Origin of the sequence: Staphylococcus sp. GDY8P131P, assembly GCF_017891975.1 — a bacterium.
GTDB lineage: Bacteria > Bacillota > Bacilli > Staphylococcales > Staphylococcaceae > Staphylococcus > Staphylococcus nepalensis.
Genome location: NZ_JAESKF010000015.1, coordinates 22,516 through 46,294 on the forward strand (window position 1 = coordinate 22,516; position 23,779 = coordinate 46,294).

General features: G+C 34.9%; 18 protein-coding genes, 1 riboswitch and 1 other annotated feature. Of the genes, 8 read left to right on the plus strand and 10 right to left on the minus strand.

The annotated features are described in order from the left end of the window. Positions 1-51 precede the first annotated feature (51 nt). Positions 52-150, minus strand: a riboswitch (SAM riboswitch). Between the two features lie 135 nt (positions 151-285). From KA894_RS11290 to hutH, 4 genes are all read right to left on the minus strand, one after another. Continuing rightward, positions 286-615 carry an AzlD domain-containing protein gene (locus tag KA894_RS11290; protein WP_096807949.1) on the minus strand — a complete coding sequence of 110 codons (330 nt, stop codon included), beginning with the start codon at positions 613-615 and terminating at the stop codon, positions 286-288. Then, positions 612-1,307, minus strand: a complete 696-nt coding sequence (locus KA894_RS11295) for an AzlC family ABC transporter permease (protein ID WP_107643876.1) — start codon at positions 1,305-1,307, stop codon at positions 612-614. The genes KA894_RS11290 and KA894_RS11295 overlap by 4 nt, the downstream gene beginning before the upstream one ends. A 392-nt stretch (positions 1,308-1,699) precedes the next feature. Continuing rightward, positions 1,700-2,983, minus strand: coding sequence for a serine--tRNA ligase (gene serS / locus KA894_RS11300; RefSeq protein ID WP_096807947.1), 1,284 nt, complete (start codon positions 2,981-2,983; stop codon positions 1,700-1,702). Positions 2,984-3,048: 65 nt separating this feature from the next. Next, positions 3,049-3,250: a binding site (T-box leader), on the minus strand. A gap of 61 nt (positions 3,251-3,311) precedes the next feature. Beyond that, the gene (hutH, locus tag KA894_RS11305; protein WP_119487770.1) at positions 3,312-4,820 is read right to left on the minus strand and encodes a histidine ammonia-lyase; all 1,509 of its coding nucleotides are present in this window, start codon (positions 4,818-4,820) and stop codon (positions 3,312-3,314) included. A gap of 379 nt (positions 4,821-5,199) precedes the next feature. On the opposite strand from hutH, the gene KA894_RS11310 reads away from it, so the two are divergent. Further along, on the plus strand, positions 5,200-6,015 hold the full coding sequence (locus KA894_RS11310; protein WP_318270733.1) for an NAD(P)H-hydrate dehydratase: 816 nt from the start codon (positions 5,200-5,202) through the stop codon (positions 6,013-6,015). A gap of 185 nt (positions 6,016-6,200) precedes the next feature. Here KA894_RS11310 and gyrA read toward each other — a convergent pair whose 3' ends face one another. From gyrA to dnaA, 6 genes are all read right to left on the minus strand, one after another. Then, positions 6,201-8,882, minus strand: a complete 2,682-nt coding sequence (gene gyrA, locus KA894_RS11315) for a DNA gyrase subunit A (protein ID WP_210133976.1) — start codon at positions 8,880-8,882, stop codon at positions 6,201-6,203. A 35-nt stretch (positions 8,883-8,917) separates the two neighbouring features. Further along, positions 8,918-10,849 carry a DNA topoisomerase (ATP-hydrolyzing) subunit B gene (gyrB, locus tag KA894_RS11320; protein ID WP_182478020.1) on the minus strand — a complete coding sequence of 644 codons (1,932 nt, stop codon included), beginning with the start codon at positions 10,847-10,849 and terminating at the stop codon, positions 8,918-8,920. 12 nt (positions 10,850-10,861) lie between these two features. Then, on the minus strand, positions 10,862-11,977 hold the full coding sequence (gene recF, locus KA894_RS11325) for a DNA replication/repair protein RecF (RefSeq protein ID WP_103373116.1): 1,116 nt from the start codon (positions 11,975-11,977) through the stop codon (positions 10,862-10,864). Further along, positions 11,974-12,207 (minus strand): S4 domain-containing protein YaaA, encoded by a 234-nt coding sequence (gene yaaA, locus KA894_RS11330; protein WP_174221760.1) that lies wholly within the window; start codon positions 12,205-12,207, stop codon positions 11,974-11,976. The genes recF and yaaA overlap by 4 nt, the downstream gene beginning before the upstream one ends. A 655-nt stretch (positions 12,208-12,862) precedes the next feature. After that, a complete protein-coding gene (gene dnaN / locus KA894_RS11335) occupies positions 12,863-13,993 on the minus strand; it encodes a DNA polymerase III subunit beta (protein WP_119487773.1) in 1,131 nt (376 codons plus the stop codon). Positions 13,994-14,235: 242 nt separating this feature from the next. Then, entirely contained in the window at positions 14,236-15,603 is a 1,368-nt protein-coding gene (gene dnaA, locus KA894_RS11340) for a chromosomal replication initiator protein DnaA (protein WP_096807940.1), read from the minus strand. Positions 15,604-16,322: 719 nt separating this feature from the next. Here dnaA and rpmH point away from each other — a divergent pair. The 7 genes from rpmH to KA894_RS11375 all read left to right on the plus strand — a co-directional run bounded on the left by rpmH (position 16,323) and on the right by KA894_RS11375 (position 23,690). Continuing rightward, complete coding sequence (gene rpmH / locus KA894_RS11345; protein WP_000240855.1) at positions 16,323-16,460, plus strand: 50S ribosomal protein L34; 138 nt, start codon at positions 16,323-16,325, stop codon at positions 16,458-16,460. A 151-nt stretch (positions 16,461-16,611) separates the two neighbouring features. Continuing rightward, positions 16,612-16,956, plus strand: coding sequence for a ribonuclease P protein component (rnpA, locus tag KA894_RS11350; RefSeq protein WP_096811182.1), 345 nt, complete (start codon positions 16,612-16,614; stop codon positions 16,954-16,956). Positions 16,957-17,115: 159 nt separating this feature from the next. Beyond that, positions 17,116-18,495 (plus strand): tRNA uridine-5-carboxymethylaminomethyl(34) synthesis GTPase MnmE, encoded by a 1,380-nt coding sequence (mnmE, locus tag KA894_RS11355; protein ID WP_096823969.1) that lies wholly within the window; start codon positions 17,116-17,118, stop codon positions 18,493-18,495. Positions 18,496-18,510: 15 nt separating this feature from the next. Then, positions 18,511-20,388, plus strand: a complete 1,878-nt coding sequence (gene mnmG, locus KA894_RS11360) for a tRNA uridine-5-carboxymethylaminomethyl(34) synthesis enzyme MnmG (RefSeq protein WP_096811181.1) — start codon at positions 18,511-18,513, stop codon at positions 20,386-20,388. A gap of 1 nt (position 20,389) precedes the next feature. Further along, positions 20,390-21,115, plus strand: a complete 726-nt coding sequence (rsmG, locus tag KA894_RS11365; protein ID WP_096811180.1) for a 16S rRNA (guanine(527)-N(7))-methyltransferase RsmG — start codon at positions 20,390-20,392, stop codon at positions 21,113-21,115. A 35-nt stretch (positions 21,116-21,150) separates the two neighbouring features. Next, positions 21,151-21,990: a ParB/RepB/Spo0J family partition protein gene (locus KA894_RS11370; RefSeq protein WP_119487774.1), complete on the plus strand. Its 840-nt coding sequence runs from the start codon at positions 21,151-21,153 to the stop codon at positions 21,988-21,990. Between the two features lie 245 nt (positions 21,991-22,235). Continuing rightward, on the plus strand, positions 22,236-23,690 hold the full coding sequence (locus KA894_RS11375) for a carbon starvation CstA family protein (RefSeq protein WP_210133978.1): 1,455 nt from the start codon (positions 22,236-22,238) through the stop codon (positions 23,688-23,690). Positions 23,691-23,779: the final 89 nt, after the last annotated feature.

Genomic DNA, 23,779 nt, shown 5'->3' on the forward strand with positions numbered 1-23,779 from the left:
CTACCTAGTAAAAAAACTTCTCACCTATTTATAATAAGTAAGAAGTTAAAATACTTATTATTCGACGAGTCGTTGGTATTAGCACCGTGCTTTAAAAGCCGGTTGCTGAAGCTTCATCGGGCCAAGTCCCTCTGCTTCTCGAAATAAGATTTAGTTTTAATTGTTTAAAAAAACGACGTATATAAAAGTGATTTACTTCATCAATGACGCACGCGTACTTCAAATTTCATAATTTTCTAATTATTGTCATTCTAACGGATTTTGGGATGTACTTCAATCATATATTTAAAATACCCATCTTAAAATAGCCATGAGCAAGATGCCGCCAACAATTGTCATCGTTAGACTTCGTGTAATGACTGCGATAATAATTGTTGGCACCATAGTAACTAAAAAAGGGATATTAATACTATAGATCATTGTTCCTTCATGTTGCTCTAACACACCATCTATAATTAATGCCGTAAACAGTGTGATTGGAATAAAGGATAACCATTTTACGATTGTTTCCGATAATCTAATTTTAGTTATTAATATAAAGGGTATGATGCGTGTTAACCAAGTAATCACACCGCATAACACGATGATTAATAACATGTGTAGGGTCGTTGTCATTTATCAATCACCACCCCTAAAGCAGCAGTAAAGACGGATGCTAATATAATGGCTACATATGAAGGCATGAAAAAGCTTAAAACAAACATTAGTATAATCACGCAAACGATTAATACTAGATAAGTCCTAATTTGTGATTGTTTAATAGTATCAAACTGCGATACAGCCAAAAATATAAACATCGCGGTAATCGCAAAGTCCAAACCAAAAGCATCGGGGTTAGTTATGTATTTACCAAAGACAGCGCCAACGATACTTGCAAATGTCCAAAATAGGTATGCTGTGATATTTAAACCATGTAGCCAGCGATCATTAATTTTTTCTCCTTTTAAATGTGGCGTGATAGCAACACCGAATGTTTCATCAGTAATGAGTGTAGACATCCCGATACGATTCCAAAAACCATAATCTTTATAACTTGGTGCAAGTGTCATACTTAATAAAAACATCCTTGAATTAACAATAAACGTAGTTAATGCGATTGCAGAAATGGGTGTCCCAGCAATGACTAACGCACATATAATAAATTGTGCAGCACCTGCGTAAACGAGTAAACATAACAAAATAATCTCGAGTAAATTAAAACCCGAAGCTACTGCTACAATACCAAATGAAAGTCCAACACCTGCGTAACCTAACAATGTAGGCACACATTCTTTGACACCTTGCCTAAAAGTTAAATGTGTTTCCATAACGCCACCTCCTAAATTTTTTGTAATAAGAAAATAATATGACTATTTTAATACGACTCGTAAAATATATTCAATGCTTTTAGACATCTGCTTGTCTTACGTTAGACTAACCACAGTGTTAAAATGCTGTTTTTATAATAGTTTTAATTTCAGAATTTTTAAATCATTATTTTAGACGTCCCTCTTATAGTTAAGTAAAATGCTGTTTTTCTGTATTATTATCTATGATTAATCATTTAAATTGAGGCCTCCCTACCCTTTCTCCAAATTAAAAAAGCAGGAATAGTAATCTCGCAAAGATTACAATCCTGCTTTTTTAAAGCTAGATGATGCTAAGCTCATTTTAAACATTCACGTAGTTTATCATGATATTTAAACTTTAATTCATCTTTCTATTTAACTGGGCGTATAACTGTTTTACCGCCCATATAAGGTACTAATGCATCTGGAATTGTTACTGATCCATCTTCATTTTGATAGTTTTCTACAATTGCAGCAAATGTACGACCTACTGCTAAGCCACTGCCATTGAGCGTATGCACTAATTCCGGTTTTGCTGTTTTATCACGTTTAAAACGAATGTTAGAACGACGCGCTTGGAAATCAGTAATATTTGAACAAGAACTGATTTCTTTGTATTCGTTATAACTTGGTAACCAAACTTCTAAGTCATATGTTTTACTTGAACCAAAACCGATATCTCCTGTACATAAAATAACTCTACGATAAGGTAATCCTAACTCCTCTAAAATTGATTCTGCATGTTGTGTCATTTCTTCTAATGCGTTCCAAGAGTCTTCTGGTTTTTCAAAGCGCACCATTTCTACTTTATCGAATTGATGTAATCGAATTAAGCCTCTTGTATCTCTACCTGCAGAACCCGCTTCACTACGATAACAAGCTGATTGGGCAGTGAATTTAGCAGGCAACACATCTGGCTCAATAATTTCATTACGATAATAATTCGTTAATGGCACCTCTGCAGTTGGAATTGTATAAAGTCCTTCTTTTTCAATTTTGAATAAATCTTCTTCGAATTTTGGCAATTGTCCTGTACCATACATAGAATCGGCGTTCACTAATTGCGGCACCATCATTTCAGTGTAACCGTGCTGTGTCGTATGTTTCGTTACCATATAGTTCATCAATGCTCTTTCTAATTGAGCACCTTCCCCAGTTAAGAAGACAAATCTAGCGCCAGAAACTTTTGCGCCTCGTTCGAAATTAGCCATTTGTAATGATTCAACTAAATCCCAATGTGCTTTTTCTTCAAAATCAAATGCTCTTGGCGTACCCCAACGTTTTAATTCTACATTCTCTTCATCAGAATCGCCTTCAGGCACATCATCATGAATGATATTTGGGATACGTGATAATAAATCTTCTAATTCTTTATCTACTTTATTTAAATCTGCATCTAATTGTTTGATATCATCGCCTAATTTACGCATTTCTACAATAACGTCATCTGCATTTTCTTTATTACGTTTTTTCTCAGCGATTTCGCCACTCACTTTATTACGTTTCGCTTTCATTTCCTCAGCACTGCGAATAAGTTCACGACGCTTATCATCAAGTGCTAATACATCATCCACTACTTTTGCGTCCATACCACGTTTTGAAACTTTGTCTTTTAGTAACGTTGGTTCGTTACGAAATCGTTTAATGTCTAACATATCACTTTCCATCCTTTCAAATGTAAATATTTTCAGATTGAACACAAAAAAGACCACATCCCTATACAAGGGACGTGGTCTTTACGCGTTGCCACCCTATTTAACAGTCAAAAAAGACTGCACTTTCACAAAAATAACGGTTAAATCCGATTGTTCTTCTTTATAGTAGGTAGATTCATATTGACACTGATTGCTTGTTCTCACCAACCACAAGCTCTCTGAAATCAGACGATTCAACACTACTTATCCTACGAACAATAACTTTATTGAGTTGTTTTAAATATAGCAAATAACGCACCATTTTTCAAGACTGATGACATTGAAACAATTAAATTTCATTTGAATAAGCATGATCTAGTAAATATTGTGCAACAGCTTCGATATCTTTATGAAATTGTCGATCTCGTGTTATAGAGGGTACTACCTTGCGTAAAGCTTGATATTTGTCATACGTTTTAGGTGATAATTTTTCAATATCTTTATATTCTACTGCTTGAAGTGCAATAATAGCTTCTATTGCTAGCACACGCCGTGCATTTTCAATCATTTGATAGCCATGGCGAGAGGCAATTGTTCCCATAGACACATGATCTTCTTGGTTAGCTGATGATGGAATGGAATCTACACTCGCTGGATGTGCAAGTGTCTTATTTTCTGAAACCAAACTCGCTGCTGCGTATTGCATAATCATCGCACCGCTTTGTAGTCCTGGTTGTGGGCTTAAGAATGCTGGCAAGCCATTGTTTAATTGCGGATTAACAAGTCTTTCTAGTCTTCTTTCTGAAACATTAGCTAATTCGCTAACACCCAGTTTTAAGAAATCCAGTGCAAAAGCAATTGGTTGTCCGTGAAAGTTCCCGCCAGAAATAACGAACGTTTCATCATCTTCATCAAATATTAATGGGTTATCATTAGCTGCATTCATTTCAAATTCAAGTTTTTCTTTCACATAATTAAATACCTGGAAGCTTGCGCCATGTATTTGTGGGATACAACGCAATGTATAAGCGTCTTGTACACGAATGTCTCCTTGTGATGTAGTTAATTTTGAACCTTCAAGCCAATCTAACATACGTGCTGCAACATCGATTTGTTCTTTGAAATGACGTACTTTATGTACGTTTTCATGGTATGCGTCTGTTATACCATTTAATGCTTGATGTGTGAGTGCAGCAATCCATTCTGCTTGATAACCTATATATTCCGCTTCTATATAATTAATCACACCTTGAGCAGTCATGGCTTGCGTGCCATTAATTAAAGCTAAGCCTTCTTTAGCCTGTAATCTTAAAGGGGTACGATTTAATAGATTTAAGACATGCCGGCTGTCTACTTCCTCGTTTTTATAATATACGCTGCCTTCTCCGATTAGCGCTAAAGCTAGATGTGAAAGTGGCGCTAAATCTCCAGAAGCACCCAGTGATCCTTGTTGAGGAATAACAGGAATGATTCTATTGTTAATAAAGTATATGAGTTGATCTACTAAATCGACGGTCACACCAGAATGACCTTTAAGTAATGTATTTAGACGTAATACCATCATCACTAATGCAACGTCTTGTGAAAAAGGTTTTCCTATCCCACAAGCATGCGAACGAATTAAATTCACTTGTAATTGATTGTATTCTCCTTCATCAACCCGTACGTCACTGAATAACCCGAATCCTGTCGTTATACCATAAATCGTTTCTTTATTCTCTATAATCTTCTCTACGGTTGCTCGGCTTTGTTTTACACGCTGGTATGCATCATCCGTCACACTAACTTCATCGCTTTGATATAGTAATTCCTTTATTTTATTAATCGTTAAACTTTCTCCATTAAGTTGCAATGTCATATTTTCATCTCCTTGCTTTTAATGTGTTTCAATTAATTTGAGTATACGCTTACAAAATTTTAAGGACAATAGGTTAACGCATATCCGTAACATGGTATTAAATTAGTATTTTAATAAGGCAAAGTAAGTGATTTTATATTTTCTAAAAACAAATCCACGCTTAATACTTCTAACTATTGACTAAAATGCAAACCAGGTATAATATTTTCTATTGTATTTATAAAATAAGTAACTAGGGTAAATATAAGAATAGACTACACTTTGATAATGCTTAAAACCACGTATTATTTTATCGAAAATAATAAACTTACTCATAAAAAAATCAAATCATTAAAATAAGCTAAATTGATCATAATTTATATCTCTAAAGGAGGTTTCAATGTTGGAAACAATTTCATCCGTAAGTATTCCTAAGCGTAAAGACGAGACACATAAAGGGGATTATGGCAAAATTCTGTTAATCGGAGGCAACGCAAACTTAGGTGGAGCAATTATGCTTGCTGCACGTGCTTGTGTGTACAGTGGTAGTGGTTTAATCACAGTAGCTACACATCCAACCAACCATGCAGCGTTACATTCACGTTGCCCTGAAGCAATGGTCATTGACATCAATGATACAAAAATGCTCACTAAAATGATTGAGAACACAGATTGTATCTTGATTGGGCCTGGGTTAGGATGTGATTTTAAAGGAAACAATGCCATCACGTTCTTATTACAAAATATCCAACCACATCAAACACTTATCGTGGACGGAGATGCAATCACTATATTTAGTAAATTGAAGCCAGATATTCCAACCTGTAAAGTTATTTTTACGCCCCATCAAAAAGAGTGGGAACGTTTAAGTGGTATTCCAATAGAAGAACAAACTCACGAACGTAATCGTGAAGCGGTTGATAACATTGGCGCAACAATTGTGTTAAAAATGCACGGCACTGAAATCTATTTTAAAGATAGTGAATGCAAGCTTCCAATTGGTACGCCAGCAATGGCTACAGGTGGCATGGGCGATACACTTGCTGGTATGATTACAAGCTTTGTGGGACAATTTAATGACCTCAAGGAAGCAGTCACAAGTGCAACTTATACGCATAGTTATATTGGTGAAACATTGTCTGATAAAATGTATGTTGTACCGCCATCTCAACTGATAAGTGAAATTCCATATGCAATGAAATCATTAGAAAATTAAATAATACAAAAAGAGTGAGACAAAAATCTATTTTTCTAAAAAGAATGCATTGTCTCGCTCCTTACTAAAATGACTAGGGTTGAAATATATATTTTCAATCCTAGTCATATACTACCAATATTATATGAGCCTGAGACATTTCAATATATGCCTCAGGCTCATTTCTTGGATTACATCATTTAAATTTACGTTTCATCATTATCTTCGTTATCAATGTCTTCGTTGATGCGGTCCATAAAGTCTTCTCTTACTTCTTGGCGACCGTCTTCATCTGTTTCGTCCTCATCTTCTGTTTCTGTGTGGACAATATCCTCTGATAAATGATCATTTACTACTGATTCTGATTGTTGATTTTCACTTGCATTATCAGTACTTTCAATTACTTCATCATCTGTTTCTTGTAGCTCTTTTTCTTCAGCTTCTTTTTCTTCTTCATCTACTTTAGCTACCGTAGAAACAAATTGATCTTCGTTTAATTTAATCAATCTCACACCTTGTGCAGCACGGCCATTTTGTGAAATATCTTCTACGCCTATACGGATAATGACGCCTGCATTTGTAACAATCATCAAGTCTTCTTTACCTTCAACTGAAGTAATACATACTACTTTACCATTACGTTCTGTGATTGTTGCAGTTTTAATTCCTTTACCGCCACGGTTTGATAAACGATATTCACTTACTGGCGTACGTTTACCGTAACCATTTTCTGTTACTACAAGGATTTCGTCATCTGTTTCTGCTTTAGTAACGTCTAGTCCTACGACACTATCGCCATCTCTGAGCGTAATACCTTTTACACCTGCAGCTGTACGCCCTAATGGACGTAATGCTGTTTCATTAAAGCGGATGAGCGAACCATGCGATGTACCGATGAGAATATCTTCATCCCCGTCTGTTAATCGTACTGCTATCAATTCATCGTCCTCTTTGAAACCAATAGCAATCTTACCGTTTTTGTTAATATGTGAGAAGTTACTTAACGCTGAACGTTTAACAATACCATTCAATGTTGCAAACACTAAATAATCTTCTTCACTTTCTAAATCTTTAACAGCAATCATTGTGCTAATTGTTTCGTCATTATCGAGTTCTATTGCATTGACTACTGGAATACCTTTAGACTGACGCGAGAGTTCAGGAACTTCGTATCCTTTTAGTTTATAAACTCTACCTTTATTTGTGAAGAATAGGACATGATCATGGGTACTCAATGTTACAAGCTGACTTACAAAGTCTTCTTCTAGCGTTTGCATACCTTGTACGCCACGACCACCACGATGTTGTGCTCTATATGTTGAAACTGGTAGACGCTTAATGTAGTTATTGTGGCTTAACGTAATAACAATTTGTTCTTCTGGTATAAGGTCTTCATCTTCAATGTTATCTAGACCACCCAATTGGATTTCCGTCTTACGTTCATCACCGAAACGTTCACGTACATCAATTAATTCGTCACGTACAAGTTGTAATAATTTTTCTTCATCTGCAAGAATTGCTTTTAACTCGTCTATATAAGCAATTAATTCGTTATATTCAGATTCAATTTTATCTCTTTCTAAACCTGTTAAACGTCTTAAACGCATATCTAGTATTGCTTGCGCTTGTCGTTCAGTTAATTTGAATTGTTCTTGTAAGCTTGCCATTGCAACCTTATCAGTGTCAGATTCACGAATCACACGAATAATTTCATCAATATGATCTAAAGCGATTCTCAAACCTTCTAAGATATGAGCTCGGTCTTGTGCTTTTTTCAAGTTGTATTCTGTTCTTCTTCTAACGACTACTTTTTGATGTTCAAGATATTCAACTAATGCTTCTTTAAGGTTAATTAATCTTGGCCTACCATTCACTAAAGCAATCATATTCACGCCAAAGGACGTTTGTAATGGTGTTTGTTTATACAAGTTATTTAATACAACACTCGCGTTTGCATCTTTACGTATATCAATAACCACACGTACACCAGTACGTAAACTTGTTTCATCACGTAAATCTGTAATGCCTTCAATTTTCTTATCACGTGCTAATTCAGCGATTTTTTCAATCATACGTGCTTTATTGACTTGGTAAGGCACCTCAGTCACAACGATACGTTGACGGCCGCCACCACGTTCTTCAATCTCAGCTCTTGCACGCATTTGGACTGAACCACGTCCAGTTTCAAACGCCCGACGTACGCCACTTCTACCAAGAATGATACCTGCTGTAGGGAAATCCGGTCCTTGAATATCTTCCATTAACTCTGCAATAGTAATATCCGGATTATAACTTAAGCTTAATACACCATTTATAACTTCAGTTAAATTATGTGGTGGGATATTAGTAGCCATACCAACCGCGATACCTGAAGCACCGTTTACTAGTAAGTTAGGGAACCTGGATGGTAAGACTGACGGCTCTCTTTCATTACCATCGTAGTTATCAACAAAATCAATCGTATCTTTATTTATATCTCTCAGCATTTCAAGTGTGATTTTAGACATGCGCGCTTCAGTGTAACGCATTGCCGCTGCTCCATCGCCATCCATGGAACCAAAGTTACCTTGGCCATCAATTAAAGGGTATCGATAGCTGAAGTCCTGTGCCATTCTTACCATGGCTTCGTATATTGATAAGTCTCCGTGAGGGTGATATTTACCCATGACGTCCCCAACAATACGTGCAGATTTCTTATATGATTTATCAGGTGTCATACCTTGCTCGTGTAAGCCGTAAAGTATACGTCGATGTACTGGTTTCAAACCATCTCTAACATCTGGTAGCGCACGTGAGACGATAACGCTCATCGCATAATCTAGGAACGACTCACGCATCTCATTTGTTATATTTCGTTCATTAATTCTTGATTCAGGTAATTCAGCCATCAAGATATCCTCCTTCAAAAATTCAGTTCATTGTCTTAGAAATCTAAGTTTGCATAGACTGCATTATCTTCAATAAACTGTCTACGATTCTCAACAACATCGCCCATTAACATCTCGAAAACTTGGTCAGCTTCTATAGCATCATCTAACGATACTTGCAGCATCGCTCTATTCTCAGGGTTCATTGTAGTCTCCCATAATTGATCGGCGTTCATTTCACCAAGACCTTTGTAACGTGCAATAGACCATTTTGGACTTGGGTCTAATTGCCCTTTAAGTTTTTCTAACTCACGTTCATTAAACACATAGTATTTTTGTTTTCCTTGTGTCAACTTGAATAATGGTGGTTGTGCGATATAAACGTATCCTGCTTCAATTAATGGTCTCATAAAGCGATAGAAGAATGTTAATAACAATGTTCTAATATGCGCACCGTCTACGTCAGCATCCGTCATCAAGATAATTTTATGGTAACGTGCTTTACTGAGATCAAATTCTCCACCAATACCAGTACCAAAAGCAGTAATCATAGAACGAATTTCATTATTGTTTAAAATTCTATCTAATCGTGCTTTTTCAACGTTTAATATCTTACCACGTAACGGTAAAATTGCCTGTGTTTCTGAGTCACGTCCAGACTTAGTAGACCCCCCGGCAGAATCACCCTCGACAATAAATATTTCACTGCGAGAAGGGTCTTTACTAGAACAATCGGCTAGTTTACCAGGTAAACTAGAGACTTCTAAAGCAGACTTACGGCGTGTCACTTCACGCGCTTTTTTAGCTGCAAGGCGCGCTTGGGATGCCATAATGCCTTTTTCTATTATTGTGCGACCCACTTGCGGGTTTTCGTATAAGAAGCGTTCAAAAAGTTCAGAAAATATACGGTCTACGACTTGACGTACTTCAGAGTTACCAAGTTTTGTTTTAGTTTGTCCTTCAAATTGTGGGTCACTGTGTTTAATTGAAACAACAGCTGTTAAACCTTCACGTGTATCTTCACCTGAAAGTCTTTCTTTATCTTCTTTCATAATTTTACTATTAATCCCATAGTTATTTAATACTCGAGAAAGCGCACGTTTAAAACCTTCTTCATGCGTACCACCTTCATACGTGTGGATGTTATTAGCGTATGTTAAAAGGTTTGTAGCGTAGCCTTTGTTATATTGAAGTGCAATTTCAACTTCAATATCGTCTTTTGATTGATGTACATAAATAGGCGCTTCATGGATAGGTTCTTTATTTTCATTTAACATTTCAACGTAAGATCTAATACCACCTTCATAGTGATATGTGTCTTCGCGGGTTTCCTCTTCACGTTCATCTCTTAATGTGATTGAGATACCTTTGTTTAAAAATGCAAGCTCTCTAATACGCTGTTGCAATATTTCATAGTTGTATGTCGTTGTTTCAGTGAATATCTCAGGATCAGCTTTAAAACGAATTGCCGTACCAGTGTTTTCATCTGTTTCTCCGATGACTTTCAAGTCAAACTGAGGTATACCTTTTTTATATGCTTGATGATATATATTTTCATCTTTGTAAACATACACTTCTAAATCTTCAGACAACGCGTTTACTACAGAAGAACCTACACCGTGGAGACCGCCGGAAACTTTATAACCGCCACCACCGAATTTACCACCAGCGTGTAATACAGTTAAAATAACTTCAACAGCAGGACGTCCCATTTTCTCTTGTATGCCTACAGGGATACCACGACCGTTGTCTGTTACTTTAATCCAATTGTCTTTTTCAATAACGACATCAATTTGGTCAGCATACCCTGCAAGTGCTTCATCAATACTATTGTCGACTACTTCCCATACTAAGTGATGTAGCCCTCTCTCTGAAGTTGAGCCTATATACATACCTGGTCTTTTACGAACCGCTTCAAGACCTTCTAATACCTGAATCTGACCAGCACCATAATCTTCCGTGTTGTTCACATCTGACAATGCTTCCACCTTCACTTTCTGTTACTTTATAATTTCGCCTTTATTAATGCGATAAAGTTTAGCGTTTTTCATAATTTCATGATCAATGCCATCAACCGATGTTGTAGTCACAAATGTCTGCACTTTATGTTGAATTGTGCTCAATAAATGAGACTGACGTGAATCATCTAATTCACTTAATACATCGTCTAGCAATAGAATGGGATACTCGCCTACTTCAATATTCATCAACTCAATTTCCGCAAGCTTGATAGATAAAGCAGTCGTTCTTTGTTGCCCTTGTGAGCCGTAAGTTTGTGCATCCATACCATTTACGTTAAAACCTAAATCATCTCTGTGAGGCCCAAATAAACATATACCTCTATCTTTTTCACGATCTTTATTATCATCTAGTAAAGTTAAGACTTCCTCTAAGCGTTCTGTCTCACTTTTTTCTTCACCATCTAGCTTGATGCTAGGTAAATACTCCAATGACAGTGTTTCGTTTTCGTCAGTAATACCAGAATGGATAGGCTTTGCTAATGATTCAAGTTCCTTAATAAAATGTTCACGTCTGAGTGTAACTTTGAGTGCATATTCTGCAAATTGTTGGTTTAAGACATCAAGCATAGTGCTATCTGTCTTTTGCCCGTATTGCAATTGCTTCAAATAATTATTTTTTTGTTTTAAAATTCTTTGGTACTGAGACAAATCATTTAAATAGACTGCTGAGATTTGCCCAAGTTCCATATCTATAAATCTGCGTCTTATTTGAGGTGCCCCCTTGACAATGTTCAGATCTTCAGGTGCAAACAAGACAACATTTAAGTGACCAATATATTGTGTCAGTCTACTTTGCTCTAAGTGATTGATTTTTACTTGTTTACCCTTTTTAGTTATAAACATTGTTAAAGGCATCTCACCATACCTATAACTAAGTTCACCCTCTATTTTAGCATAGTCACTATCAAAACGTATCAATTCCTTGTCATTTGACGTTCTATGGCTTTTTGCCAATGCTAAAGTATATATAGATTCTAATAAATTTGTCTTTCCCTGAGCGTTTTCACCAATCAATATATTGACTTCAGGATGACAATTTAAGGTGATTGACTCATAGTTACGGTAATTGTCTAACTGGAGTGTCTTTAATTTCATTCTTCACCTTGGTGTATAATCAAAAATGAACCGACTTCTGGTATTTCGATGTTATCTTGATGGTTTAACTTCTTACCACGACGCGTTTCACGCTCACCATTGATCATTACTTCAAAATCTTGCAAGAACCATTTCGCTTGTCCGCCAGACTCAATAATACCTTCTGTCTTTAGAAATTGCCCTAAAGTAATGTCTCCATCAACAATTACTTCTTCAACCAAATCAATCACTCCATTCCTTTTAAACTCATCTATATATTATACCTTTTTTTTAGAAAAATTTCATGTAAAATACAGTTAGAAAGCGTTTTCTTGTGTGTTATTTTTACTTATTTCTGAAATTTATTTACAAAGGTGTTTAGAATAACGTATTACTCATATATTATAACAAACTTTTATTCATATTATTCGATTTCTTTAGAAAAATATTCTAACTTTAAAATTAATTATTAACAATTTTATTAACTATATATTAAATCATCACTTTTAAGTGTAACGATAGCAAATTGTTACAGTAATCTATCATTTTGCATTTTAAAGCGTTTCTAAGCTCATTTATTAATTTTAGGCATCTAAGTTCGTAATAGACTGCTAAATGCTTATATTAAAGCTCTAAATAGCTTGTAGATAGTTAAATATATTTAATGCACTAAAATATGCTTTGTTAATATACACGGTTTATTTTGGTGAATTACTTCTAAAAATTATAAAACTCACTTAACTCAAGCTTCTTCATATAAAAAAGAGACCCATCTGGGTCTCTTTTTGCCTATCATACATTGCCTCTATAGGATTAATTCTTGATAATTCTTTTTTTAGCCATTCTCGTTGATGTACAAAAAGAATTTTTTAGAAAAGTATAATACTTACGCTTTCTTATAAGATTTTAATATGTTCTGATTGGTAAAATTAATTGCGTAACAGAGTCATCGTCTTTTGGTTTTAAGATAAATGGTTTCATCGTGCCAAAGAACTCAACTTCTACTTCATCATTATCGATCGCTTTTAAAGCATCCATCATATATTTAGAGTTGAATGAAATTTTTAAGTTACCGCCATCAACATTATTAGCTTTCACTTCTTCTTTTACAGTACCTATTTCTGGAGATGTTGAAGATAATTCAACTAATTCACTACCTGTGCTTAATTTAATAACATTATTTCCACCTTCACGTGCTAATAAAGATGCACGATCAATCGCATGGTAAAATTCGCCATTATCTATACCAATTTTGATTTCATAGTTTTCTGGGAATAAACGTGAAGTATCTGGATAATGACCTTCTAATAGACGTGAAATAAAGTTTACATTACCCACTTTAAATAAAACTTGGTTTGATGCGAAGAAAATATCTATTTCTTCTTCATTGTCTGACATAATTTTATTTAATTCAGATAAGGCTTTACCTGGAATGATGACATTTTTGTTTTCAGATGTTTCTTCTAAAGCGACTTTTCGCACAGCCAAACGGTGTGAGTCAGTAGCAGTGCATATTAATTCATTATCCTGTATAAGCCAGTTAACCCCCGTTAGTACCGGGCGTGTTTCTGAGGTGGACACAGCGAAATTCGTTTGTGCAATCACGTTTTTTAAGACTTTCACAGATAATTGAATTGCATCATCGCGTGAAACTTGTGGTAATAATGGGTATTGATCTGGGTCTAAACCACTTAAGTTAAATTCTGAATGTCCAGAAGTGATTAAAGTTTGGAATTGTTCATTCGTTGATAATTTAACTTCTTTTCCTGGTAGTTTTTTAATAATATCTACAAAGAAACGACCAGGGAGTACAACTGAACCAGTTTCAGCAACTTCAATGATATCTTCTCCGTCAACTTGTTTAGGAATAGTGATTTCAATTGAGATTTCTGAATCTGAACCAGTGAGTATCACTTCATTGCTTTTAACTTCAATTTTTATACCAGTGAGTATAGGTAATGTTGTTCTTGGTGAGATTGCTTTTAGTGTATCATTTAATTGATTTATAAAATAATCTCTTCTAATTGTAAATTCCATTTTTTAAACTCCTTCCAGTCGTTTATATAATAATTGTATAGGTTTTAAACCCGTAGTAATAGTAGTAGGGCTTGTGGATTAGGGGATAACTCAAATTATTTCACGTATGCCATCAGCTGATAACTGTGGATAACTTGTGCACAGTGTGTATTACTTTTACACATTGTCCACAAATCAGAGCAATACGTCAATTTGTTATATCTCCCAATTTATTCGTTTAATCTGTTATAGTACAGTCGATTTTATTGGTTTCTAATCTCTTTTTCTAAATTTTCAACTTCTTGTTTAAAGGTTGGATCATTATTGATATCTTTCACAATTTTTTCATGAGCATGAATCACTGTCGTATGGTCACGGCCACCAAATTCTTCCCCAATTTTAGGCAAGGAGAAATCAGTTAATTCACGTGATAAGTACATAGCAATTTGGCGCGGATAGGCAATTGATTTTGTACGTTTTTTCGCGCTAAAGTCTTCAATTCTTACACTATAATATTCGCCAACAACTTTTTGAATATCTTGAATGGTGATTTTTTTAGATTTAGGTGCTTGAATAATATCTTTTAAAGCAGCAGCAGTTAATTCAGTTGTGATTGGTTGTCCTTGTAATTTTGAAAATGCTAATACACGTGTAAGCGCACCCTCGAGTTCACGAATGTTAGATTGTATTTGATTTGCAATATACGTAAGCGCTTCAGTAGGAATATTAATATTTTCTTCGCCAATTTTTTTCTGCAAAATTGCCATTCTTGTTTCATAATCAGGTGGCGTTATGTCCACAATTAGCCCCCATTCAAAACGAGAACGTAAACGATCTTCTAATTTAGCAATTTCTTTTGGAGGTCTATCACTAGAAATAACAATTTGCTTATTAGCTTGATGTAAGTCATTAAAAGTATGGAAAAATTCTTCTTGAGTTTGTTCTTTGTTTTGAATAAATTGTATATCATCTATTAATAGCACATCGATGTTTCGGTATTTTTCTCTAAAACGTTCAGTTTTATTATCACGAATTGATTTAATAAACTCATTCGTAAATTTTTCACTTGATGTATAAATAACTTTAGCATTCGGGTTATTATCTAAAACATAATGACCAATAGCATGCATTAGATGCGTTTTTCCTAACCCTACACCCCCATATATAAAAAGTGGATTATACGCTTGCGCAGGTGCTTCTGCTACGGCTAAACTTGCAGCATGGGGGAATCTGTTGCCAGGCCCAATGACAAATGTTTCAAAGGTATTGTTTGTATTAAATTGTTCATCGCCGATTCTTGCTACATCGACTGTATCGAAGTCTATTTCATTTTCATTAGATTTTTGATTGCTATTTTGTTTCTCTTCAGATTTTAAACTTTCTAATTCATCTTCAGAGTAAAAAACTGGCATGATTTCATGCCCAATAGCTTCATATAATGCAGATTGTACTATTTCAACGTAATGTGTTTTCAACCAATTAGCTACAAAAGGATCATCAATCACTATGATAGCTTCATCATTTTGTAATGAATAAAGTTTTGTATCTTTTAGGAAAGTTTGATAGCTAGGATAGCTGACTTTCTCTTGAGCCAATGTTAAAACTTTTTCCCAAATTTCTTGTTCTGACATAATAACAAACTCCAACTTTCTAAATTTTAAAAGTTATACACAAAAATAACATGTGTGAATAAGTATAATCACAAGCTGTTAATAATTATCCACAATTTACACACAATCAGTGGATAACTTTATCATATACATAAGTTACTCACAGGGTTTTTGTATATTTTTTAATAAAATAACCCTTTATTTATCAATATTTAGATAACTTATCCACATAATTATACTTTTTAACAATCACCTCTGTCAAATAGGTGTGAATATGTTGCTAAATCGTAAATAACTCTGTGAATAGGATATAAATTATCCACAAAAACAATCATCTTATATGTGTATAAGTGGATAACTTACAAGAATTCATAGTATACCAAAAAATAACCGTTTTGTACGGTTGGGAAATAATTTATATAAAATGTATGAAAATTGTATAACTGAAACTGCGTATGCGTAGTTAAGTGAAAAAACAGGGAGAAGGGTTGCAAAACTTCTATATAATAGATAATTTAGAATGTAGTGTGATTAGGGAAGTATCAAAATTACATTAAATGAGGTAATAAAGTGCTTGAAATTGATACTTGCTTTATAAAAAAGATTTTGTTATATTGTAGTAGTTGCTTGAATTATGACTAGAAATTAATAATATTAAATCAAGACTTGAAGCAAAAAGCTTATATTAATTTATCTATTATAATGTTTAGATAACCGAATACAGATGGAGGTGTTTTTGCATGGTAAAACGTACTTATCAACCAAATAAACGTAAACATAGTAAAGTTCATGGTTTCAGAAAACGCATGAGCACAAAAAACGGTCGTAAAGTTTTAGCGCGTCGTCGTCGTAAAGGCCGCAAAGTATTATCAGCATAAGATCACTGACTCATCAGTGGTCTTTTTTTTGGTTTAAAATTCAGTGAATTAGTATGGATTTATTGTTATTATTTGAAAAAGTTTAAAGTACATGCTATAGATTGAAATATTTAACAGTAAATGTAATGAAATGATAAGTGAGTGATGTTTCTTGGAGAAGGCATACCGAATAAAAAAAAATAGTGATTTTCAATTTATATATAAAAAAGGGAAATCTGTTGCAAATCGGCAATTTGTAGTTTACACAAAAGCCAATAAAGAATTAGAACATTTTAGACTAGGTATTAGTGTTTCTAAAAAATTGGGTAATGCTGTTGTAAGAAATAAAATCAAACGTGCTATCCGTGAAAATTTCAAGGTACATAAAGAAGATATAATACCAATGGAAATTATTGTGATAGCAAGACAGCCAGCTAAAGATATGAACACACTACAAATCCAGGCGAGTTTAGAACACGTGTTGAAAATAGCGAAGGTTTTTAATAAACGAATATAAGTAGAGTAGGGGAGTTATTTTAGTGGTAGCGCAGTCTTACCTCAGACAACCCTAAGGCTGACATTTAGAATTTTTCAGTTAAGATATTAGCTTTTTAGCTTAAAACTATTTACAATATTATAATGATAAATTTTAGAATAAAAGGAGGCGAGATGGATGATGGATTTAGATACGATAACGAGTATATCCACACCTATGGGCGAAGGTGCAATTGGTATTGTACGTTTATCAGGTGTTGATGCCGTAAGTATTGCAGATAAATTATATAAAGGAAAGGAATCATTAGATTGTGTGCCGTCTCATACAATTAATTACGGGCACGTCGTTGATCCTGAGACAAATGAAGTTGTCGAAGAGGTTATGGTTTCAGTTTTACGTGCACCAAAGACTTTTACTAGAGAAGACATCGTTGAAATTAACTGCCACGGCGGTATTTTAACAATCAATAGAATTTTAGAGCTAACAATGACACACGGAGCACGAATGGCTGATCCTGGTGAATATACAAAACGTGCATTCTTAAATGGACGTATCGATTTATCTCAAGCTGAAGCAGTGATGGATTTTATTCGTTCTAAAACCGATCGTGCATCTAAAGTTGCAATGAATCAAATTGAAGGTCGTTTAAGTGATATGATTAAACGACAGCGACAGTCCATTCTCGAGATCCTTGCGCAAGTCGAAGTTAATATAGATTATCCTGAATACGATGATGTGGAAGATGCCACAACTGAAGTTTTATTAGAAAAATCAAACCAAATCAAAACAGAAATTAATAAACTATTAGATACAGGCACACAAGGGAAAATTATGAGGGAAGGCTTAGCTACTGTCATAGTTGGTAAACCAAATGTTGGCAAATCGTCAATGTTAAATAACCTTATCCAAGACAATAAGGCAATTGTTACAGAAGTGCCTGGTACTACAAGGGATACATTAGAAGAGTACGTGAATGTTCGCGGTGTGCCATTAAGACTAGTAGATACAGCGGGCATACGTGAAACAGAGGACATTGTTGAACGTATAGGCGTAGAACGTTCTCGTAAAGCACTAAGTGAAGCAGATTTAATTTTATTCGTTTTAAATTATAACGAGTCTTTAACAGAAGAAGATCGTAAATTGTATGAAGTCATTAAAAATGAAGATGCAATCGTTATAATTAATAAGATGGATTTAGATAAGCAATTAGATATTTCAGAAGTTGAGTCAATGGTTGGCGACATGCCGATTATCCAAACGTCTATGCTAAAACAAGAAGGCATTGATCAGTTAGAGACTCAGATTAGAGATTTATTCTTTGGTGGAGACGTCCAAAATCAAGATATGACATATGTTTCTAACTCAAGACACATCTCATTATTAAAACAAGCAAGAAACTCTATTCAAGATGCAATAGATGCTGCTGAAGCAGGTGTGCCAATGGATATGGTTCAAATAGATTTGACGCGAACTTGGGAAATTTTAGGTGAAATTATTGGAGAATCCGCAAGCGAAGAATTGATTAACCAATTATTTAGTCAATTCTGTCTCGGAAAATAAAAGGGAGGAAAAAATATGGCTCAAGAATATGACGTAGTAGTAATAGGAGCCGGGCATGCTGGTATTGAAGCAGGGCTCGCTTCAGCACGACGTGGCGCTAAAACATTAATGCTGACAATTAATTTAGATAACATTGCATTTATGCCATGTAACCCATCAGTAGGTGGGCCGGCAAAAGGAATTGTAGTACGTGAGATAGATGCTTTGGGTGGTCAAATGGCGAAAACAATCGACAAGACGCATATCCAAATGCGTATGCTCAATACTGGTAAAGGACCAGCAGTAAGAGCGCTTCGTGCACAAGCAGATAAAACGTTATACCAACAAGAAATGAAAAAAGTAATTGAAGATGAAGAAAATCTTGATATCATGCAAGGCATGGTGGATGACTTAATTATAGAAGACGAAATAATCAAAGGCGTACGTACGAATATTGGTACAGAATATTGGGCAGATGCAGTTGTTATTACAACTGGTACGTTTTTACGTGGTGAAATTATATTAGGTAATATGAAATATTCAAGTGGTCCAAACCATCAATTACCGTCTATTTCGCTTGCTGATAATTTAAGAAATCTTGGATTTGAAGTAGTGAGATTTAAAACAGGTACGCCACCACGTGTTAACGCGAAGACCATCGATTATTCAAAAACAGAAATACAACCAGGTGACGATGTAGGTAGAGCATTCAGCTTTGAAACGACTGAATATATTCTAGATCAGCTACCATGTTGGTTAACATATACAAACGGTAATACACACCAAGTCATAGATGATAACTTACATTTATCTGCTATGTATTCTGGAATGATCAAAGGTACTGGCCCTAGATATTGTCCTTCCATCGAAGATAAATTTGTAAGATTCAATGACAAACCAAGACATCAACTTTTCTTAGAACCAGAAGGTAGAAATACAAATGAAGTTTATGTACAAGGTTTATCAACGAGTCTTCCAGAACACGTCCAACGCCAAATGTTAGAAACAATTCCTGGCTTAGAAAAAGCAGATATGATGCGTGCAGGCTATGCTATCGAATACGATGCACTTGTGCCAACCCAGTTATGGCCAACATTAGAAACTAAAAAAATTAAAAATTTATATACAGCAGGGCAAATTAATGGTACTTCAGGTTATGAAGAAGCGGCAGGCCAAGGTATTATGGCTGGAATTAATGCAGCTTCTAGAGTATTAGGAGAAGAAGAAGTTATTTTAAGCCGTTCAGATGCTTATATTGGTGTTTTAATTGATGACCTTATTACTAAAGGTACAAATGAACCTTATCGTCTATTAACATCCCGTGCTGAATATCGCTTATTATTAAGACATGACAATGCAGACTTACGTTTAACAGATTTAGGTCATAAACTTGGCATGATTTCTGAAGAACGCTATGCAAGTTTTAATAAAAAACGCCAAATGATTAAAGACGAACAAGCACGCTTGAATGGAATTAGAATTAAACCTCACGAACGTGTACAAGAAATTATTGAAGCACAAGGCGGATCACGTTTGAAAGATGGTATATTAGCCTTAGAATTATTACGTCGACCTGAAATGACTTATGACTTAATTCTAGAAATTTTAGAAGAAGCACATCAATTACCTGATGATGTAGAAGAACAAGTTGAAATTCAAACGAAATATGAAGGCTATATCAATAAATCATTACAACAAGTTGAAAAAGTAAAACGTATGGAAGAAAAGAAAATACCAGAAGACTTAGATTACAGTAAAGTTGAAAGTTTAGCGACTGAAGCACGAGAAAAATTAGCGGAAGTTAAACCGTTAAATATTGCTCAAGCGTCTCGTATTTCTGGTGTAAACCCAGCAGATATTTCAATCTTATTAGTATTTTTAGAACAAGGTAAAATTCAAAGGGTGGAAAGTTAAGATGAGTGTAGAATGGTTAACTGAGCGACTCAGCACACAAGGTATAGCACTTACAAAGAAACAACAACAACAATTTCAAACGTATTACCAAATGCTCGTTGAATGGAACGAAAAGATGAATTTAACTAGTATTACTGAAGAACATGAAGTGTATTTGAAACATTTTTACGATTCAATTGCGCTGAGTTTTTATACGGACTTGAGACAAGCATTAACAATTTGTGACATTGGTGCTGGTGCTGGTTTTCCAAGCATTCCATTAAAAATAATTTATCCTCATTTAAAAGTTACAATTGTAGATTCATTAAACAAGCGAATACATTTTTTAAATCAATTAGCAGATGCATTAGATTTGGAAAATGTGAGCTTCGTACATGATCGCGCAGAAATTTACGGAAAGGGAGACTACAGGGCGTCTTATGATATCGTAACTGCGCGCGCAGTTGCTAGACTTTCCGTATTAAGTGAGTTATGTTTACCGCTAGTTAAAAAGGGTGGACAATTCATTGCTTTAAAATCAGCTAAAGGCGAAGAAGAATTAGAAGAAGCGCGTTTTGGTATAGGAGTCCTCGGAGGTAAAGTTCAGGATGTCATTTCATATGAATTACCGGAAGACGCTGGTGAGAGGCAAATGATAAAAATAGGTAAACGAAGTGAGACACCTAAAAAATATCCTAGAAAGCCAGGAACGCCCAATAAGTCTCCGTTACTTGAAAAAGAAAAGTAATTCAATACAACTAATTTAGAGGGAGCGCATAGACTATGAAGAAACCTTTTTCTAAATTATTTGGTTTAAAAAATAAAGATGACATTGTTGGTTATATTGAAGAGGATCATAATAATGGTGTTGAATCTATTCATACTGAACGTATTGTGCCCAATCGTTACCAACCAAGACAAGTATTTGAGCCAAATAAGATTAAAGAACTCGCAGAATCTATAGATGAGCATGGATTGTTACAACCGATTGTAGTACGTCCTATAGAAGAGGGCATGTTTGAAATCATTGCAGGAGAGCGTAGATTCAGAGCTTTACAATCGTTAAACAAAACGCATGCAGACGTTATCATAAGAGACTTAGGTGACGAAGAAACAGCAGTTGTCGCATTAATAGAAAATATCCAACGTGAGAATTTATCTGTCGTTGAAGAAGCAGAAGCTTACAAAAAACTTTTAGAACTTGGAGAAACGACACAAAGCGAATTAGCTAAAAGTGTAGGTAAAAGTCAAAGTTTTATAGCAAACAAATTGCGATTGCTAAAATTAGCGCCTAAGGTCATTGAACGTTTACGTGAAGGTAAAATTACGGAGCGTCATGCGCGTGCAATGTTGAGTTTGTCAGATACTGAACAAGAAGCTTTAGTTGAAACGATTATTAGTCAGAAATTAAATGTGAAACAAACTGAAGCTAGAGTAAAACAAAAAGTGGGCCCTGAAAAAGTGAAAGCACAAAGATTCGCATTTGAAAAAGATCTTACTGATGCACGTGAAGCTGTAGGCAAAAGCTTAGAAGAAATAGAAAAAAGCGGCGTGAAGTACGAGCATCAAGCGAAAGACCACGATGACTATTATGAAATAAAAATCAAACTATATAAAAGGTAGTATTTAGCGTTTACGCATATATCTATTGCCTCACAAAGTACAACACCGTTTAAAGGTCAGAACGGCGTTGTACTTTTTTATTATCATTTTTCATACTATTGAGTTTAAGTTATTTAGAAAAAGATATGTAACACTATTTTATAAAAACAAAAAGCCTATAAAATTCTTTAAGTAGCATTGTAGAAAAGCAAAATATGTGATTAAATTAAGAAAACGCTTACATATATATAAAGGGGGACTATAATATGATTACGTTTATTGTATCTATTATTTTATTAGTTATAGGTTATTTCACCTATGGGAAATATATCGATAAAATGTTTGGAACTAAAGAAGAAAGACCAACACCAGCTTATCATCAACGCGATAATGTTGATTACTTGCCTATGAAAACATCATCCAACTCATTGATCCAATTGCTGAATATTGCAGGAGTAGGGCCTATATTCGGACCAATCATGGGGGCGCTATATGGACCCGTGGCATTTATTTGGATTGTTGTAGGCTGTATATTTGCGGGAGCAGTACATGATTATCTGACTGGAATGATTTCAATTAGAAACAAAGGGGCACACTTACCTGAACTGGCCGGGAAGTTTTTAGGTCAAGTCATGAAACACTTTGTCAATATCTTCTCTATTTTATTATTACTACTTACGGGTACTGTTTTTGTAACAAGTCCAGCACTGTTATTACATAATTTATTAGATGGACGAATTGCATTAGGTATTATTATCTTTGTTATTTTTGTTTATTATATTTTATCTACGGTTTTACCTATAGATAAAATCATTGGACGCGTTTATCCAATTTTCGGCGCATTGTTATTAATTAGTGCAGTAGGTATAGGATTCCGTCTTATTCAAACAGGTGCACCGATACCTGAAATTAACCTGAAAAATATGCATCCAGATGGCGCGCCAATCTTTCCATTGCTCTTCTTTACGATTACTTGTGGTGCTTTATCTGGTTTCCATGCTACACAAACGCCTATTATCTCAAGAACGACAAATAAAGAGAAAAATGGGCGTTTTATTTTCTATGGTATGATGATTGCTGAAGGTATTATAGCGATGATTTGGGCAGCAGCAGGTATGAGTTTATTTAATGGTTATAATGGCTTGAACGAGGTCTTAGCTCGTGGTGAAGCGGCGCTTGTTGTCAGCGAAGCCTCACATCTTCTATTAGGTTCTGTATTTGGTACGATTGCAGTACTAGGCGTTATTATTTTACCAATCACAAGCGGTGACACATCCTTCCGTAGTGCGCGTATGATTATTGCTGATTATTTAAATTATGGCCAACGAAGTATGTTAAAACGTGTAATAGTAGCCATACCTTTATTTATTGTGAGCTTTGGTTTAACTCAAGTAGACTTTACAGTACTTTGGCGCTATTTCTCATGGGCAAACCAAACAACAGCGGTAGTTGCTTTATGGGTAGGCGCGATGTATTTACTCATTGCAAAAAAGAATTTTTGGGTCGCAGCTATTCCTGCTGTATTTATGACTTGGAATATTTCCACGTACATTTTAAGTCAGAAAATTGGATTGGGGCTGGATCTTAATTTAAGTTATTTCATAGCATTTGGTTTAACAATATTGTGGATTGGTTATTTTGCTTATCAATATAAAAAATTAACTGCAGGCGCTACATTTGAATTAGACCATCCGATTCAATACCAACAACAAACAGTATAAAATATTGAATTTTAAATTATAATCATAATTATATCTGAAATGTGCGATAGCATGATACGAGCAATCTAATCCATTTTTGGAGTGGTATA

Bases quoted from the DNA above. Each gene is read 5' to 3' on its own strand.
- mnmG (WP_096811181.1), top strand. From the start codon at position 18,511: ATGGCTCAAGAATATGACGTAGTAGTAATAGGAGCCGGGCATGCTGGT.
- dnaA (WP_096807940.1), bottom strand. From the start codon at position 15,603: ATGTCAGAACAAGAAATTTGGGAAAAAGTTTTAACATTGGCTCAAGAG.
- gyrA (WP_210133976.1), bottom strand. From the start codon at position 8,882: ATGGCTGAATTACCTGAATCAAGAATTAATGAACGAAATATAACAAAT.
- serS (WP_096807947.1), bottom strand. From the start codon at position 2,983: ATGTTAGACATTAAACGATTTCGTAACGAACCAACGTTACTAAAAGAC.
- hutH (WP_119487770.1), bottom strand. From the start codon at position 4,820: ATGACATTGCAACTTAATGGAGAAAGTTTAACGATTAATAAAATAAAG.
- KA894_RS11290 (WP_096807949.1), bottom strand. From the start codon at position 615: ATGACAACGACCCTACACATGTTATTAATCATCGTGTTATGCGGTGTG.
- KA894_RS11370 (WP_119487774.1), top strand. From the start codon at position 21,151: ATGAAGAAACCTTTTTCTAAATTATTTGGTTTAAAAAATAAAGATGAC.
- KA894_RS11310 (WP_318270733.1), top strand. From the start codon at position 5,200: ATGTTGGAAACAATTTCATCCGTAAGTATTCCTAAGCGTAAAGACGAG.
- dnaN (WP_119487773.1), bottom strand. From the start codon at position 13,993: ATGGAATTTACAATTAGAAGAGATTATTTTATAAATCAATTAAATGAT.
- KA894_RS11295 (WP_107643876.1), bottom strand. From the start codon at position 1,307: ATGGAAACACATTTAACTTTTAGGCAAGGTGTCAAAGAATGTGTGCCT.
- KA894_RS11375 (WP_210133978.1), top strand. From the start codon at position 22,236: ATGATTACGTTTATTGTATCTATTATTTTATTAGTTATAGGTTATTTC.
- mnmE (WP_096823969.1), top strand. From the start codon at position 17,116: ATGGATTTAGATACGATAACGAGTATATCCACACCTATGGGCGAAGGT.
- recF (WP_103373116.1), bottom strand. From the start codon at position 11,977: ATGAAATTAAAGACACTCCAGTTAGACAATTACCGTAACTATGAGTCA.
- rsmG (WP_096811180.1), top strand. From the start codon at position 20,390: ATGAGTGTAGAATGGTTAACTGAGCGACTCAGCACACAAGGTATAGCA.
- rpmH (WP_000240855.1), top strand. From the start codon at position 16,323: ATGGTAAAACGTACTTATCAACCAAATAAACGTAAACATAGTAAAGTT.